The organism is Synechococcus sp. H60.2, assembly GCF_047462315.1.
Classification (GTDB): Bacteria; Cyanobacteriota; Cyanobacteriia; order Thermostichales; family Thermostichaceae; genus Thermostichus.
Genome location: NZ_JANSIZ010000008.1, coordinates 39,025 through 54,784 on the forward strand (window position 1 = coordinate 39,025; position 15,760 = coordinate 54,784).

Annotated in this window: 16 protein-coding genes; 11 read left to right on the plus strand and 5 right to left on the minus strand. The window is 58.1% G+C overall.

What is annotated here, in order from left to right; genetic code table 11:
• Positions 1-110 precede the first annotated feature (110 nt).
• Both dnaB and rplI read right to left on the minus strand, forming a co-directional pair.
• Positions 111-1,868 carry a replicative DNA helicase gene (gene dnaB / locus NW845_RS02370; protein WP_414372101.1) on the minus strand — a complete coding sequence of 586 codons (1,758 nt, stop codon included), beginning with the start codon at positions 1,866-1,868 and terminating at the stop codon, positions 111-113.
• A 137-nt stretch (positions 1,869-2,005) separates the two neighbouring features.
• Positions 2,006-2,470, minus strand: coding sequence for a 50S ribosomal protein L9 (gene rplI, locus NW845_RS02375; RefSeq protein ID WP_414365800.1), 465 nt, complete (start codon positions 2,468-2,470; stop codon positions 2,006-2,008).
• A gap of 404 nt (positions 2,471-2,874) precedes the next feature.
• Here rplI and pstS point away from each other — a divergent pair, with 404 nt between their 5' ends.
• The 7 genes from pstS (at position 2,875) to NW845_RS02410 (ending at position 8,633) form a co-directional block, all read left to right on the plus strand.
• Positions 2,875-3,951: a phosphate ABC transporter substrate-binding protein PstS gene (gene pstS, locus NW845_RS02380; protein ID WP_414376653.1), complete on the plus strand. Its 1,077-nt coding sequence runs from the start codon at positions 2,875-2,877 to the stop codon at positions 3,949-3,951.
• Positions 3,952-3,975: 24 nt separating this feature from the next.
• Positions 3,976-4,947: a phosphate ABC transporter permease subunit PstC gene (gene pstC, locus NW845_RS02385; RefSeq protein ID WP_414365798.1), complete on the plus strand. Its 972-nt coding sequence runs from the start codon at positions 3,976-3,978 to the stop codon at positions 4,945-4,947.
• Positions 4,948-4,953: 6 nt separating this feature from the next.
• Positions 4,954-5,853, plus strand: a complete 900-nt coding sequence (pstA, locus tag NW845_RS02390) for a phosphate ABC transporter permease PstA (RefSeq protein WP_414376655.1) — start codon at positions 4,954-4,956, stop codon at positions 5,851-5,853.
• Between the two features lie 64 nt (positions 5,854-5,917).
• Positions 5,918-6,745: a phosphate ABC transporter ATP-binding protein PstB gene (pstB, locus tag NW845_RS02395; protein WP_414376657.1), complete on the plus strand. Its 828-nt coding sequence runs from the start codon at positions 5,918-5,920 to the stop codon at positions 6,743-6,745.
• A gap of 106 nt (positions 6,746-6,851) precedes the next feature.
• A complete protein-coding gene (locus NW845_RS02400; protein ID WP_414376658.1) occupies positions 6,852-7,679 on the plus strand; it encodes a TlyA family RNA methyltransferase in 828 nt (275 codons plus the stop codon).
• Between the two features lie 43 nt (positions 7,680-7,722).
• Positions 7,723-8,148, plus strand: a complete 426-nt coding sequence (locus tag NW845_RS02405; protein WP_414333582.1) for a hypothetical protein — start codon at positions 7,723-7,725, stop codon at positions 8,146-8,148.
• A 308-nt stretch (positions 8,149-8,456) separates the two neighbouring features.
• A complete protein-coding gene (locus tag NW845_RS02410) occupies positions 8,457-8,633 on the plus strand; it encodes a hypothetical protein (protein WP_414333583.1) in 177 nt (58 codons plus the stop codon).
• Positions 8,634-8,798: 165 nt separating this feature from the next.
• On the opposite strand, the gene sat is transcribed toward NW845_RS02410, so the two are convergent.
• The 3 genes from sat to NW845_RS02425 form a co-directional block, all read right to left on the minus strand.
• Positions 8,799-9,977, minus strand: a complete 1,179-nt coding sequence (gene sat, locus NW845_RS02415) for a sulfate adenylyltransferase (RefSeq protein ID WP_414365795.1) — start codon at positions 9,975-9,977, stop codon at positions 8,799-8,801.
• Positions 9,978-10,090: 113 nt separating this feature from the next.
• Positions 10,091-10,462 (minus strand): hypothetical protein, encoded by a 372-nt coding sequence (locus NW845_RS02420; protein ID WP_414333585.1) that lies wholly within the window; start codon positions 10,460-10,462, stop codon positions 10,091-10,093.
• 128 nt (positions 10,463-10,590) lie between these two features.
• A complete protein-coding gene (locus NW845_RS02425; RefSeq protein WP_414365794.1) occupies positions 10,591-11,373 on the minus strand; it encodes a ParA family protein in 783 nt (260 codons plus the stop codon).
• A gap of 117 nt (positions 11,374-11,490) precedes the next feature.
• On the opposite strand from NW845_RS02425, the gene NW845_RS02430 reads away from it, so the two are divergent.
• The 4 genes from NW845_RS02430 (at position 11,491) to NW845_RS02445 (ending at position 15,607) form a co-directional block, all read left to right on the plus strand.
• Positions 11,491-12,777, plus strand: coding sequence for a glucose-1-phosphate adenylyltransferase (locus NW845_RS02430; protein ID WP_414372088.1), 1,287 nt, complete (start codon positions 11,491-11,493; stop codon positions 12,775-12,777).
• A gap of 153 nt (positions 12,778-12,930) precedes the next feature.
• Positions 12,931-14,697 (plus strand): ABC1 kinase family protein, encoded by a 1,767-nt coding sequence (locus tag NW845_RS02435; RefSeq protein WP_414376659.1) that lies wholly within the window; start codon positions 12,931-12,933, stop codon positions 14,695-14,697.
• Between the two features lie 42 nt (positions 14,698-14,739).
• A complete protein-coding gene (locus NW845_RS02440; RefSeq protein WP_414333591.1) occupies positions 14,740-15,114 on the plus strand; it encodes a hypothetical protein in 375 nt (124 codons plus the stop codon).
• 169 nt (positions 15,115-15,283) lie between these two features.
• A complete protein-coding gene (locus NW845_RS02445; RefSeq protein ID WP_414365791.1) occupies positions 15,284-15,607 on the plus strand; it encodes a YggT family protein in 324 nt (107 codons plus the stop codon).
• Positions 15,608-15,760: the final 153 nt, after the last annotated feature.

Genomic DNA, 15,760 nt, shown 5'->3' on the forward strand with positions numbered 1-15,760 from the left:
TAAAGAGGGCAGTGGCCAAACTCGGCTGAAGCTGTCAGCTATCCTAAGCTAACACCCCCCTGCCTTGCTCTTGGAATTGCCGGGGGAACCAGGCACCAGCGGGTTTGCCTTTAGCGATAGGGATCCGCCAGGTTGCGAAACTGGGTGTACTGGCTTTCAAACAAAAGGCGCACGGTGCCGGTGGGGCCGTTGCGGTGCTTGGCGATGATCACCTCGGCAATGCCGCGATCGCTGGTGTTGGGATCGTAGTACTCCGGGCGGTAGATCATCATCACCACATCGGCGTCCTGCTCGATGCTGTTGTGTACCAGCAGGCCGTTGGCCACAAAGTTGTGGTGGCGGGGCATTTCGATGTCGTAAACCGGCTGCGGCTCCCCCGGCTCGCTAATCGACACCACCGGATCCCAAATCAACCCCTCCTGCACCACCACGGCTACTTCCTCTTCCAGTTGCAGCTCGTCGAGGGTTTTCCATCCCTCTGGCGTCAAAAAGGGATGGGTACCGGTGGCGCGAATGGAGAAATTGAGGCGGGTTTTCAGAAGGCAGGTGGGCTGTCGGCCACTGCAAAACACCTTCACCGGCTGTTGGGGCACCAGGCGCCCGCGCCCGTTGAGGCTGAGCAAGCGGGGCAGTTCTGCTGAGGCTGGCAGGGCCGCCAGTTGTTCCAGCCGCCAGAGCTTGCCCCGATCCACGTCCATCACCTGAGTATCCCCCGCCAGGCAGCCGGATTCCCGCAGATCTGCCAGTTGCGGACGCTTATCGGAGCGCGACTCCACTGCCCGGCTGAGCTGAGAGAGCACCAGCACCGGCACCATCAGCTCTTTGGCCAGTGCCTTGAGGCCGCGGGTGATGCGCGACAGCTCCTGTACTCGGTTGTCGGCGGCGGATGCCTGCATCAGTTGCAAGTAGTCGATCAACACCAGCCCCAACGTTCCTCCTTGCTCCGCCTGCAAGCGCCGCGCCTTAGAGCGAATCTCCGTAACGGTGCAATCGGGAGTGTCGTCGATAAACAGGGGCAGTTGCGACAAAAAGCCAATCGCCTGCCCCAGACGCTGCCACTCGTGCTCGCTGATGCGCCCCGCGCGCAGGCGGCTGCTGTCGATGCGGGCCTCGCTGGCCAAAAGCCGCTGCACCAGTTGCTCCCGCGACATCTCTAGACTGAAAATGGCCACCGGCTGCCTGACGTAGGCGGCTACATTTTGGGCAATATTAAGGGCCAAGCTGGTTTTCCCCATCGAGGGGCGACCGGCCAAGATCACCAGATCCGAGCGTTGCAGGCCCTGGGTCAGGTTGTCCAGGTCGATGAATTTGGTCGGGATCCCAGGGATCTGAGCCCCGCTCTGGAACTTCTCCTCCAGATCCGAGAAGATGTTCACCAAAACCTCAGAAGCAGGGATGAGGCTGCGCTGCACTCGCTCTTGGGTGAGGGCAAACACCTGCTGCTCCGCCTGATCCATCACCTGAGACAGGGGCTGGCTGGTGTCGTAGGCCAGACGAGCCAGGGTGTTGCTCACCTGGATCAACTGGCGGCGCATGTATTTGTCCACCACCAGGCGGGCGTACTGGTCAATGTTGACGCTGCTAACCGTTTGCTCCAGCAGACGACGAATTGCCCCTGTCCCCCCCACCCGCTCCAGAAGGTGGTGATCCGCCAGCCAGGCAGAAACCGTCATCAGATCGGTGGGTTGGCCTTGGCTGTGCAGATGCAGGGCAGCCCGGTAGATTTCCTGATGGGCCGAGAGGTAAAACATCTCGGGACGCAGGAACTCCACCACCCGGGCCAATGCCTCGGGATCGAGAAGAATAGCCCCCAGGATCTCCTCCTCAGCCTCTATGTTTTGAGGCGGAAGCCGATCCCCACCTGTCAAGTCGTAATCGCTGATCACCACCAGCCAGGATAGAAAAACCAACCCAGCTCCACACTAGCCAGCTGCTTGGCCGAGCACCTTAAGCAGCCAGGCCCAGCTTTACTTGCTATCTCCCATTGCCCCCTAGGATTTCTCTCTCACTCAGGCGTGACCTGAATGCGCAGCGTGGCTGTTACTTCTGGGTGCAGCTTCACTTGCACCAGGTAAACCCCAGTTTTCTTGATCTCCTCGTTGAGCAGGATGTTACGGCGATCGATATCCAGGCCGCTGGTGGCCAGCACCACCTCGGCAATGTCGGTGGTGGTCACTTGCCCGAAGAGCAAATCCTTTTCGCCCACTTTCTTGCGGATGACAAAGCGACCGATGGTCTCCAAAGCCTTCTTGTAGTTTTCCGCCTGCTGCTTCTCCGCCAATTTGCGGGCAGCTTCCTGCTCCCGACGCATCTGCTGCTCCTTGAGAAGCCCAGGCGTAAGCCGCACCGCCATCTGCCGCGGGAAAAGGTAGTTGCGGGCGTAGCCAGGCTTGACACTCACCACCTCTCCGGGGCTGCCCAAGCCCGGGATCGCCTGGCGCAGCATAACCTGCACGTTACGTTTAGCCATGGAGGAAAGCACTGATTTTCTCGACAGCCTTTCATTCTAAGCATTTGCCAAGCTGATGTCAGCCCAAAGAGCTCGGAAAACTCAGCCGGCCCCAGAGCCCAGCCGTAGGCCCTTGAATCCGGGGGTCTTCACGCCGCGTTTCCTCGATCGAGGGTATTCTCCCCTGCAAGGGATCCCTGGAAAGAGCGACAAGGGAGACTAGCTACAGACAGAAATAACCTGATTTTAACCTCACGTTAACCAAAAAGGATAAACGTTATATTACATTAACGACAAGAACCAGAGTGGCAAGGGTCTTTAACGGGATCCCTTGTTTTTTTGAGATCAGCCCGGCTTGAGCAGGTTCTGAGGTTAGAGCACTCAGAGTTGGATCGAGACACCATCTTCATCTGGGAGATTTCTGTATGTTGATGCTGCGCTCCTTGGGACGTCGTTCTTTCCTGAAGTCCGTCTCTGCCACGGTTGCTGGGTTTGTGGCCAGCCAGGCAAATTGGCAGCGGGTATTTGCTCAGCAGACCGTAACCATCAACGGCGCTGGAGCTACTTTCCCGGCTCCCATCTACCAAACTTGGGCTCAAGAATTTGGCAAGAAAAACCCCAACATCCAAGTCAACTATCAGTCGGTGGGGAGCGGTGCCGGGCGGCGGCAATTTGTGGCTCGCACTGTCGATTTCGGCGCCAGCGACAGTGTGCCGCGTCCCGAAGAGATCAGCCAGATCGAGAGTGAAGCCAACCCTCCCAAGGGCATGGTGGCCGTGCCGATGGTGGGGGGGGCAGTGGTGGCAGCCTACAACATCCCCGGCGTGGGCCCCGAAATTCGCCTCTCTCGCCTAGCGCTGGTAAATATCTTCTTGGGCAAAATTAAGAACTGGAACGATCCGCTGCTGGCTGGCCTTAATCCAGGGGTGACTTTCCCGGATTTGCCGATTACCGTTGTGCACCGCTCCGACGGCAGCGGCACCACCGACATCTTTACCACCCACCTCAACGCCATTAGCCCGGAATGGCGGCAAAAAGTGGGTCGTGGCTCTTCCGTGAACTGGCCAACCGGGGTGGGAGCTCGCGGTAACGAAGGCGTTTCCGAGCAGATTAAGCAGATCCCTGGCGCGATTGGCTATGTGGAGTTCGGCTTCGCCAAGCTCAACAACCTGAACATCGCTCGCCTGGAAAACCGGTCGGGCAAGTTCGTCACCCCCAAAGTTGAGACGGAGCAGGCGGCACTGGCCAGAATCAAGCTTGACGAGCGGCTGTTGGGGGTTGACCCGGATCCCGCCGGGGAAGACTCCTACCCCATTGTGGGCTACACGTGGATCTTGGCCTACAAAGTCTACCCCAAAGCTGAAACCTCCAAAGCTGTCAAGGAGTTTCTCCGCTACGGCCTCACGGAAGGGCAATCCTTCGCGGAGCCGCTGGGCTATGTGCCCTTGCCGGAAGAAACGCGGCAGAAAGCTCTGGCTGCCCTAGAAAACATCACGCCGTAAAAGTTGGTACCTCCTACTCGGCAGATGACCACTACTTTTTCTTCAGAGAGCAGTTCTCTATTTCGGCCCCGGCCCGTCTTCCAGCGCCGGCGCGACTGGTTGTTCATCTGGGCAACGCGGATTGCCGTCTTTTTCTCGGCTTTGCTGCTGTTGTGGATTGCCCTGGAGATTGGGATCCAGTCGCTACCTGCCATTCAGAAGTTCGGGCTGGGCTTTTTCTGGGGCACCACCTGGGATCCTGTTGAGAACAACTACGGCGCTTGGCCCCAGATCTACGGCACCCTGGTGACTTCTCTGATTGCCCTGATCGTGGGCGTTCCTTTTAGCTTCGGCATCTCCATCTTTTTGAGTGAGGACTTTCTGCCCAAGTCTTTGCGCACAGTCTTGATCATCGTGGTGGAGCTGCTGGCAGCCATTCCCAGCGTGGTCTACGGCATTTGGGGGTTGTTTATCTTCATTCCCTTCTTTCGCCCGATTCAGATGTTCCTGTTCCAGAACTTCAGGTGGTTGCCCATTTTCAGTACGCCACCGGTGGGGCCGGGGATGCTGACGGCAGGGGTTGTCTTGGGGATCATGATCATCCCCATCATCACTGCCATTGCCAGGGAAGTGCTGGTGGCCGTTCCGCCGGAGTTGCGGGCGGCTGCCTATGCGATGGGGGCCACTCGCTGGGAAGCCATCTTTGGGGTTGTGCTGCCGGCGGCCATTGGCGGCATGCTAGGGGCGGTGGTTTTGGGTTTGGGACGTGCCTTGGGGGAGACGATGGCAGTGGCGATGCTAATTGGTAATGCCCGCGGTATTAGCGTCTCGCTCCTGGCTCCTGCCAGCAACATCCCGGCCCTGTTGGCCAACGAGTTCGCAGAAGCAGGCCCTGAGCAGGTGGCAGCGCTCATGTATGTGGCCTTGATTTTGTTGGCCATCACTCTGGTAGTTAACATTGCGGCGGAGCTGATGATACGCCGTGTCAAGTTCGCGTTGACAGCTTCGCGGGAGTAGAGGAACATGACGACGCAAATTCAGGCGGTAGAGCAAGGCAATTTGTTCAAGCGCAGAGCAAAGTCCTGGCGGCGCGTCTTCCTGGATGTAGGAATGACAGCGCTGACAGTTTTCTCCAGCCTCTTTGCCATTTTCGTGCTGGTTCTCATCCTCTACTACGTTTTCACCAGAGGCATCGAGCGCTTGAACTGGCAAGCGCTGACCCAACTTCCCCCTCCTCCCGGCGATCAGGTGGGCGGATTTGGCAATGCGGTGCTGGGGACGGTTATTGTGGTGTCGATTGCTATCGCCATCACCTTCCCCATCGGACTGTTTGCTGCCATCTATCTCTCGGAGTTTGGCCAGAACAGACCTATAGCTTCCTTTCTGCGCTTCATCATCAAGGTGTTGACGGGGGTTCCCTCTATCATTGCCGGGGTGTTTGCCTACGGGGTGCTGGTGCTCTCCACCAAGACCTTCTCGGCCCTCGCCGGCGGGATGGCTTTATCGGTGTTGACCCTGCCTATCATTATTTTGTCTTGTGAAGAGGCGCTGCGCCTGGTGCCGGCAGATACGCGGGCTGCTGCCTATGCGCTGGGGGCTTCGCGGGTGCAGACGGTGTTTCGCGTGGTGTTGCCGGCAGCTCTGCCGGTGATCCTGACGGGGGTGACGTTGGCTATTGCCCGCGCTGCGGGTGAGACGGCGCCCCTGATCTTCACTGCTTTGTTTAGCTTCCTCTGGCCCAGCGGTCTGTTAAAGCCAGTAGCTTCACTGGCTGTGTTGATCTACAACTTTGCCCTCGTTCCTTTTGAAAACCAGCAGAAGATTGCCTGGGGAGGGGCTTTGGCTCTGGTGATTTTGGTGTTGATCACCACGGTCAGTTTCCGGCTCATCGTCAGTCGTCGGCAGGAAACCATCACCATCTAATCCCTCTCACCTGTTTCTTTCTCAATCTAGGCTTTGCAGTGACATTATCTCCTTCGGTACTCCTATGCGCTCTCCACTCTCTGACAAGTCCGGCTCTCCTGAGAAATCCACCCGTTTGGAGGTTGAACTAGAGACGCGGGATTTGAGCGTCTACTACGGCTCCCACCTAGCGGTTAAGCAGGTTTCCCTGAAGATCCCGAAAAATCACATCACAGCCTTTATTGGCCCCTCAGGCTGCGGCAAGAGCACCATCTTGCGCTGCTTCAACCGCATGAACGATCTCATCCCGGGTGCAAGGGTAGAAGGCTCGGTCATTTTTCACGGGAAAAATATCTATGACCCTGATGTGGATCCCTCCGAGGTGCGCCGGCGGGTTGGCCTGGTGTTTCAGAAGCCCAACCCCTTCCCCAAATCCATCTACGACAACATTGCCTTTGGGCCACGGATCAACGGCTATCAGGGGGATCTGGACGAGCTGGTGGAGCGTACGTTGCGCCAGGCCGTTCTCTGGGATGAGGTAAAAGACAAGTTGAAGATGAGCGGCCTTTCCCTCTCCGGCGGACAACAGCAGCGCCTCTGCATTGCCCGCACCTTAGCCATTCAGCCGGAAGTGATCCTGATGGACGAGCCCTGCGCCTCGCTAGATCCCATTTCGACGCTGCGCATTGAGGAGCTGATGAAGGAATTGGGGCGTCGCTACACGATCATCATCGTCACCCACAACATGCAGCAGGCGGCGCGTGTGTCTGACTTCACGGCTTTCTTTAACACCGAGGTGGACGACGAAGGGGTTCGCTACGGACGCATGGTGGAGTTTGACCGCACCGAGAAGATCTTCAACTCTCCCGCCAATCGCGAGACGGAAGAATACGTGAGTGGACGCTTTGGCTAATCCCCCGCCCATTTCTGCTGGCGCCAAGCCAGATCTGGTCGAGAGGGATCCCGCTCTCCTATCCTGAGAAATTGAAAATCGGGTAGGAGCTGTTAACAGCAGCAAGATGGCCGAGCGGGTGCGCCTGGATAGCTGGTTGGTGGAGCGGGGATATTTCTCTTCCCGCCAGCAGGCCCAGCGCGCCATCCTCGCAGGGGAAGTTTTCCTCAATGGGGTGCGGGCGGAGAAGGCTGGAGCCTGGGTGAGCGGGGATCCCGTAATCCACATCCAGTGTAAGCCTGCTTTTGTCTCGCGGGGGGGAGAAAAGCTGCAGGGGGCGCTGCAGACCTTTCCTGTTCAGGTGCAGGGCCGTATTTGTTTGGATGCGGGCATCTCCACGGGGGGCTTTACCGATTGCCTACTCAAACAGGGGGTCCAGCGGGTCTATGGGGTGGATGTGGGCTATGGGCAGTTGGCCTGGTCTTTGCGAACCGACCCGCGGGTGATCCTCAAAGAACGAACCAACTTGCGCCACCTGCAGCCGGCCGATCTCTACGGAACCGAGGTGCCCACCCCAAGCTGGGCGGATCTGGCGGTGGTGGATCTCTCTTTTATTTCCCTAACCAAGGTGTTAGATCCTTTGTGGAAGCTGTTGCGGTCGCCGCGGGAGGCTCTGCTGCTGGTCAAGCCCCAGTTTGAGGCGGGCCGAGGCCAGGTGGGCAAAAAGGGAGTCGTGCGGGATCCGGCCATCCATGCCCGCGTGCTGCAGACGGTAATGCAGGCGGCAGTGGCCCGCGGCTGGCAGGTGCAGGGCTATACTTGGTCGCCCATCACCGGCCCTGCCGGCAACATCGAGTACTGGCTCTGGCTGGCGGAAGGAGAAGGGATCCCTCTCCCCGACACCGGTGCGCTACAACAGCTGGGCGAACAGGCAAGAATAGCCTTGCACCCATAAAGCAGCACATTTGTCAATACGTCATTATGCTCAATTGAGAACGATGAGCGCAGCCATTGAAGAATTGTTTCAGGAAGGGATCCGGCGCTACGAGGCGGGGGAAGCAGCCAAGACGCTGATCCCTTCCTTTGAGGCTATCTGTAAGGGATCCCCGAAGGCGGCAGCAGCCTGGACTTGCCTGTCTTGGCTCTATCTTTTGGAGGGGCAAGCGGAAAAAGCCCTGAAAGCCGCCCAAACTGCCGTGAAGCTGGATCCGGTGGACGCCCAGCCGCGGGTGAACTTGACTTTGGCGATGCTGGAGCTGAAAAAAACGGGGGTACGCCAGCAGGTGGAGACCATCAAGCAAATCTTGGCGCGGGATCCCGAGCAGATCGAGGGGGTCAAATCCAACTTGGCAGAGGGAGGGAAGCGCCGTCCCGCTTGGCCTCACCTGAGCAAGATGCACCAGTGGCTATTTGAAGAAAATTAGGCAGGCTTGACGCAATTTTGCAACAAGAATTTAGAAAAATCTAGAGCTTGTCAATTTAATCTGCAACTTTTAACAATATTCTCATAGAGTTGGTGCTAGACTTCTCTTACCAAATCGCAAGACGGTATTTATTCACCGCTGTGAGCTAGCTTGCATCACACCCAAGCCTATGGATTGGTTGGGCTTTGAGGAGATGCGAGGGGTTTGGTGCATCCTAGTTCTGTTTGATGTGACACTCCTTGCACTGACTTGCATTGAAATTGAGTCCTGCTTTTGATTTTTTGGCTGTAAATTGGAGGAACTTTAAGATGAACCGTCAGACTGTTTGGGTTAAAGGCGAGACCCGCAACCACCAGGGCCACTTCATCCCTCAATCCGAATATACGTTGGTCGATGTTGACCAAAATGGCTGGGCGCTGATCTGTGTTGACAATGCCCGCTGCTATTATGTGGATCCCGAGCAACTCCGCTTTGAGGCAGGATGAGGTCTGCTGCTGCCCATTGAGAGCTTGCTGACGAGGGTTTCCTAGGAGAGCAGCATCCTCCCCATGCCTTTGGGCGTGGGGTTTTTGTCTCTTTATCAATTTATCAATACATAGGGTCTGGTTGGTCGCAGACCCTTTTGCCTCCACTCAGAGAAATCACAAAAGCTACGACGAACTGCGCTCACGCATGGCTTCGGCCAGCAATTGGGCCACCTCGGGGCGGGAGAACTCGGGCGGGGGGATCTCGCCGCGGCGCAGCATTTCCCGCACCTTGGTGCCCGACAGGTGGATGCGCTGGTGGGGCTGGCTAGGGCTGGTCTTGGCCGTGGCCATGGTGCCGGTGACGGTGCAATAGAAGGCGTGTTCAAACTTGAGGGGGATGATGCCCAGTTCCTCAGGACGGAACTCATCGAAAATGTACTGTGCATCGTAGGGGCCGTAGTAATTCCCCACCCCGGCATGATCCCGGCCCACAATGAAATGGGTGCAGCCGTAGTTTTTGCGAATGAGGGCGTGGAAGATGGCTTCCCGCGGGCCGGCATAGCGCATGGCCGCAGGGTTGATGGCCAAAATGACCCGCTCCTTGGGGTAGTACTTTTCAATCAGCACCTCATAGCAGCGCATGCGCACCTCGGCGGGAATGTCGTCGCTTTTGGTGGCCCCCACCAGCGGGTGGAGAAACAGCCCGTCCACGATTTCCAGCGCGCACTTCTGGATGTACTCGTGGGCGCGGTGGATGGGGTTGCGGGTTTGAAAGCCGACGATCGTTTTCCAGCCTCTTTCCCGAAACAGTTGCCGCGACTGAGCCGGGTCGATCTGGTAGGCCGGGAAAAGGGGATGGGGATCCCGCTGGAAGAGAGTTACAGGGCCAGCCAAATAGACGGATCCCTGTTCGTAGAGCACCTTCACCCCCGGATGCTGCTCATCGGTGGTGCGGTAGACCTGCTGCGCTTCGCGGGTTTTGTCGTAGGTGAACTTCTCGGTCAATTCCAACAGGCCCAAGAGCCTGCCCTCGCCGTTGGCCAGGGCAATGGTCTGCCCTTCCTTGAGATCGGCGGCTATCTCGGCAGCAACCGGCAGCGTCACCGGCAGCGACCAAGCCAGGCCATTGGCCAGATGCATCGTCTCCAGAACCGACTGGTAATCTGCCCGCCCCATGAAGCCGGTGAGCGGGCTAAAGCCCCCAATGGCGATCATCTCCAGATCCGACTGAGCCCGCTCGTCGAGGTAGAGGATGGGGCAGTGTTCAGCTTTGGAGCGCAGCTCTTGCGCCTGCTCGGGCGGGGCAATGCGGTTAACCAAAGTGCCCCCATGGGGCGGAATGGCATCGCAAGAAACAGTCATCTTCGCCTGGGATGAAGTCATAGCGTGAAGACCAGAACGGCAACCGAGCAGACAGGGATCCCTAACCCTACACCCTTCTTTCCTCGGGTGCAATCCAGGATAGTACCCACTGCCTAGTCCAGCATGTAGGGCGGCATATCTTCGTCGGTGGGCGACACATTGTCGAAGATGGGCCGATTCATGATCTTCTTCTGCGCCTGCAGCGGGGAAGCGGAGGGTTGGGGCCTAGCCGGGAGTGGAGCTTGTCCTCGGCGGCTTTGCAGTTCCTGAATGGTCTTGGCCCGCTCGTCTGCCACCGCCTGCAACTGGGCCAGCGCCTTCTGCAATTCGTCCCGATGGGCAGTGACTTGCTCAAGCTGAGCTTGCAAGGCAGAGACTTTGTTTTGGTAGTCCTGCAAGCGTTGTTGAGCTTCGGCCAGTTGGCTTTTGAGAGTTGCAATTTCTGGCGATTCTGGGGCTGGTTCTGTAGGAGACTGAGAAGACATCGTTGTCGGCTCCTCGCCCGTGGGAGTAGATTCTGCAGAGGTGGGCTCTGAACTGGTTTTAGCACTGGCCTTGCGCCGAGTGCGGGAAGTTTCTCCTGAAGAAGGAAAGAGGCTACGGTTCGATCCAGTCACAAGAGCACCTCATGTTCGACAAACTGCACCAATCGCTGACACACCACCGAGCCAGGCCGATAGTCCATGACCGTCAAGCCGTAGTCAAAAGCGGTGCGCAAATCGCTGCTATCTGGAATGGTAACGGGTGAAAGCACATCCGCAAAAATCTGTTGCGCTTGCACATACAGTTGCCCGGTATGGGATCCCGACCAGATGCCCCCCGGCAAGTAGCGGTCGTCCAGCATGGTCAAGACAGCACGGGCCTGGCTCAACTGACCTTTCAGGGTCTCAATGTAGCGTAGGGTCACCTCTGTACAGGAGAAATCGGCGCGGTTGAGCCGGGTCGGGATCAACACCCGCTGGGCTGCCCGCAGGGCGTTGGCCGTGAGGGCATTCAGTTCCCCCGGCGTATCGAGAAAGATAAAATCGTAATCCGGCAGCAAGGGATCCAACTGGTGCTGCAACAGGTGTTGCCCTGCATCGCCGGCAGCCGCCAATTGGGCCGCCACTTCCGCCATGGTGCTGTGGGAGGGCGCCACATCCACCCCCTTGTCGGTGCAATAGATCACCTCTTCCAAAGAGCATCGATGCTGCGGGTGCAAGCTGGCCCAGACTGTTTCCTCGGGGGGCAGGGATCCCACCTCTTCCAGGTAAAAGCTGCTGGCGGTGGCCTGGGAGGTGAGATCGATGAGCAGAACTCGGTAGCCCCGTTGAGCCGTTAACTGGGCCGCGTGGACGCAGAGGGTGGACTTGCCGGTGCCCCCTTTATTGTTGGTAAAAGCCAGGACGCGTGCCATCCGCTTCCCCAGAATTTGTTTCAGCTGCTTCCGGTTTCCCGATTCCCCTCAGTCAGATTGGGTCAGGTGCCCCCGCAGCAGTCTATGCTATTGGGTGTAGCCTGGTGGAGGACAACCATGCGCGATGTACTGGCGATTATCCTGGGCGGTGGGCGTGGCACCCGACTTTATCCCCTGACCAAGCGCCGTGCTAAACCTGCTGTGCCTCTGGCAGGCAAGTATCGCCTCATCGACATCCCGGTTAGCAACTGCATCAATTCCGATATCGACAAAATCTACGTCCTCACCCAGTTCAACTCCGCCTCCCTCAACCGCCACATCATCAACACCTACCGCATGTCCCCCTTCACAGGCGGCTTTGTGGATATTTTAGCGGCCCAACAAACGCCCGATAACCCCGATTGGTTTCAGGGCACTGCCGATGCTGTGCGCCAATATCTCTGGCTGATGGACTCCTGGAAGCCACGGGACTTCCTCATCCTATCTGGGGATCACCTCTACCGCATGGACTACCGCCCCTTCATCCACCATCACCGGCAGACCGGAGCCGATGTGACGCTGGCGGTGCTCCCTTGCGAAGAAAAAGTGGCCTCAGGTTTTGGCTTGCTCAAGATCGGCGAGAACGGTCGCATTGTCGATTTCAAGGAAAAGCCGCAAGGGGAGCTGCTGCAAGCCTGCCGGGTCGATACCCAAGCCCTCGGCCTTAGCCCGGAAGAGGCCAAGGCCAAGCCCTACATTGCCTCGATGGGAATCTACGTATTCCGGCGGGAAGCCCTCATCGAGATGCTGCAGGTGAAGGAGCACACCGACTTCGGCAAAGAGGTGCTGCCGGCAGCCGTTGGCAAGTACCACCTGCAGGCCTACCTCTTCAAGGGGTATTGGGAAGACATCGGCACCATCGAGGCCTTCTACCGCGCCAACCTGGCGCTGGTGCAGCAGCCCAACCCGCCTTTTAGCTTCTTTGACAGCGAAATGCCCATCTACACCCGTCCGCGCTTTTTGCCCCCCAACAAGATCCTCGATTCCCACATTGTCAACTCCATGATTGCCGACGGCTGTATCATCAAAAATGCCCAAATTCGCAATTCCATCATCGGCATTCGCAGCCGCCTGGAAGCCAACACCATCATAGAAAACACCCTCGTCATGGGGGCCGATTACTACGAGTCGGCAGAAGAGCGGCAGGCCAAGCTGGAGGCCGGGATCCCACCGGTGGGCATCGGCGCCAACTCCCACATTGTCAACGCCATCGTAGACAAGAACGCCCGCATCGGGCGCAACGTCCGCATCCTCAACAAGGATCACGTCAGCGAAGCGCAGCGGGAAGAGGAAGGGATCTGGATCAGCAATGGCATCGTCACCATCATCAAGGACTCGGTGATCCCGGACAACACCGTCATTTGATCGGGGGAGGTCGGCTCTGGCCAAGAACCTGGCCGGCGAGCGCTGAGGAGGCGCTGTTAGGCAAGATGAAGAGGAATCAAGAGGCTTTTGCCATTACGATAGATTACGATAACTATTGAGAGCTTTAAAAACAGATTGTGAGATCCCTTGAGCGTGCTGAACAGGATTTCCTCGGTTGCCGACCTAGAAGTTTACGATCCGCAATTTATTGCTCGTTACTACCGCTGGCGCCTGCCGCAAGTGATCGGTCGGGCGCTGGCCATTCTCTGGCCCTTTCTCTGGTTCGTCCTCTGTCTGCGCTGGGATCAGCTTTGGGGGCAGGGCGATCGCAAGGTGCCCCAGCGGGCAGAGCAGTTGCGCAAGCTGCTCACCGACCTAGGGCCCACCTTCATCAAGGTGGGGCAGGCCCTCTCGACACGACCGGACTTGGTGCGCAAAGACTACTTGGAAGAGCTGACCAAGCTGCAGGATCAACTGCCCAGCTTTCCTTCCCAGGAGGCGTTTGCCCGCATTGAGTCAGAGTTGGGCCGTCCGATTAGCGAAATTTACGCCCAGATCTCTTCCGAGCCGGTGGCCGCCGCCAGCTTGGGCCAAGTTTACAAAGCGCAACTGCACAGCGGCGAATGGGTGGCGGTCAAGGTGCAGCGGCCCCACCTGCGGGAGCGGCTGAGCCTAGATCTGTACCTCATCCGCTGGGCCTCCACCTGGCTGGGTCCTTGGCTGCCCCTGAACCTGGGCAACACCTTGACGGCGGTGGTGGATGAATTTGGTTACAAGCTCTTTGAGGAGATCGACTACCTGCAGGAAGGGCGAAACTGCGAGCGCTTTGCCGAATACTTTCGCGGCGATCCCGATGTGTATGTGCCGCGCATCTTTTGGGCCTACAGCACCCGCCGGGTGTTGACCCTGGAGTGGATCGACGGCATCAAGCTCACCGATGTGGAGCGGATTCGAGCCGCCAACTTAGAGGTCAGACAACTGGTGCGCATTGGCGTGGTGGCTGGCCTGAAGCAGTTGCTGGAATACGGCTTTTTCCACGCCGACCCCCATCCGGGCAACCTGTTTGCCCTCCCCGATGGCCGCCTGGCCTATATCGACTTCGGCATGATGGACCAGCTCACCGAAGAAATGAAGGAGTACCTGGTGGACGCGCTGGTTCACCTGGTGGATCGCGACTACAACGCCTTGATCGAAGATTTTATTCATCTGGGCTTTTTACAGCCGGATGTCAACCGCCAAGAGCTGATCCCTGCTTTGGAGACGGTGCTGGCGGATGTGTTGAACCAGGAGGTGGGCAACTTCAACTTCAAAACCGCCACCGACCAGTTCTCCGATTTGATGTACCGCTACCCCTTTCAGGTGCCCTCCCACTTTGCGTTGGTAATCCGCTCTTTGGTTACTCAAGAAGGGGTGGCTCTTAGCCTCTATCCCCAGTTTCGCATTGTTGGCGTGGCCTATCCCTACGTGGCCAAGCGCCTGCTGACGGACGAGTCACCCCGCATTCGCCAGCGGCTGCTGCAAGTGCTGATTAAGGAGGGCAAGTTCCGCTGGAACCGCCTGGAGAATTTGATCCAAATTGCCCGCAGCGATGGGGGGCTGGATTGGGTACCCACCGCCCGCATGGGTTTGCGCTACTTGATGTCGGAAGAGGCCCGCGAGCTGCGCCGCCAGTTGGTGCTTTCGCTCACGGAAGATGACCGCCTTCACTTTGAGGAGCTACAGCGGCTGTGGCATGTGGTCAGCCCCGACTTGTCTCCAGCTCACCTCTGGCAGGCGGCACTGGGATCCCTGCCCGGCGATCTGCAACATGCTTTGGCCGAGTTGAGGGAACAGATGCAAGCCCACCTGGAGCGGCTCAGCCACTGGCGACTTCCCCAGCCCTGGCCGAATTTGCTGGCGGGAGTAGGACAGGAAAGGTAGAACAGAAGAAGATAGCTTAAGTTTGGCGAGCTGGACAAAAGCGTGGCAGATCAGAAAGGTGACTTCATTGCCGGTGTGGTAGCCGGCGCTGTGTTGGGCGGGATCATCGGCGGGGTGATCGCCTTTGTGCTGGCCCCCCGACTGAGCAAGGGATCCGCCGAAGGCCAGCGCCGCGATCCCGACCGTCTCAACGGCACCTCTGTCCCTCCTGAGCGGCCGCGCCTCCGAGTTTCGGGTGAGCCGGCTGTGCCCAGCTCCAGCGACTGGAGGGAGTGGGAACAGGAAACAGAGCGGATTGCCCAGGCCCGCCGCACCCTCGAAGCCAAGATTGCCGAGTTGAACGAGGCGATCCAGGCCACCCGCGCACAACTGCTTGTCAAGGAAATATCTTCTAGCGCTGTCGAGGAAAAGCCTTAAGCAGGGGATCCCTGTCCATGCCAAACTAGAGGCGGCACTGGCTTTCTCCCCTGAGGGGTGCCAGTGTTCTCGTCTCTCGGCTGAGTTGCCCTCCTGGATCAGGTCTGCCTCTGCTGACAGCGCTTAAGTTGAGATGAGTTGAAGAGTCGTTCCCTCGCTGTTTCTAACCATGATGCTCAGCCCTTTGTTGCTCCCTTGGACAGACGGCCTCTCTCTGGGGCTGGTCTACGGCAGTGCCGCGTCTTTGCTGTTTCGCTCCCTTTACCAGTTCATCGTCATTTACAATGCCCTGCTGATTGTGCGGATTTTGCTGAGCTGGTTCCCGCAACTGAACTGGTCGAACCCCATCCTGTCGGTGCTCAGCCAGCTCACGGATCCCTATCTCAACCTCTTCCGCGGCATCATTCCCCCCATCGGTGGCTTGGACTTTTCCCCCTGGTTGGCCTTTATTGTGCTGAGTTTTGCCATGCAGGTGGTGGGTCAGTTTGCCTAGTTGCGGGATCACCCTGCAGATCCCCGGCGCTGCCCACTACTGGCTGCTCAATGCCCAAGTTCCCGTCTCAGTGCTCAACGTAAGGCGCGGGATTCCCCACCCGGGTGGGGAGGGATAGCGCCTCCTGACTGATTCTGGATATATCGCTTCACA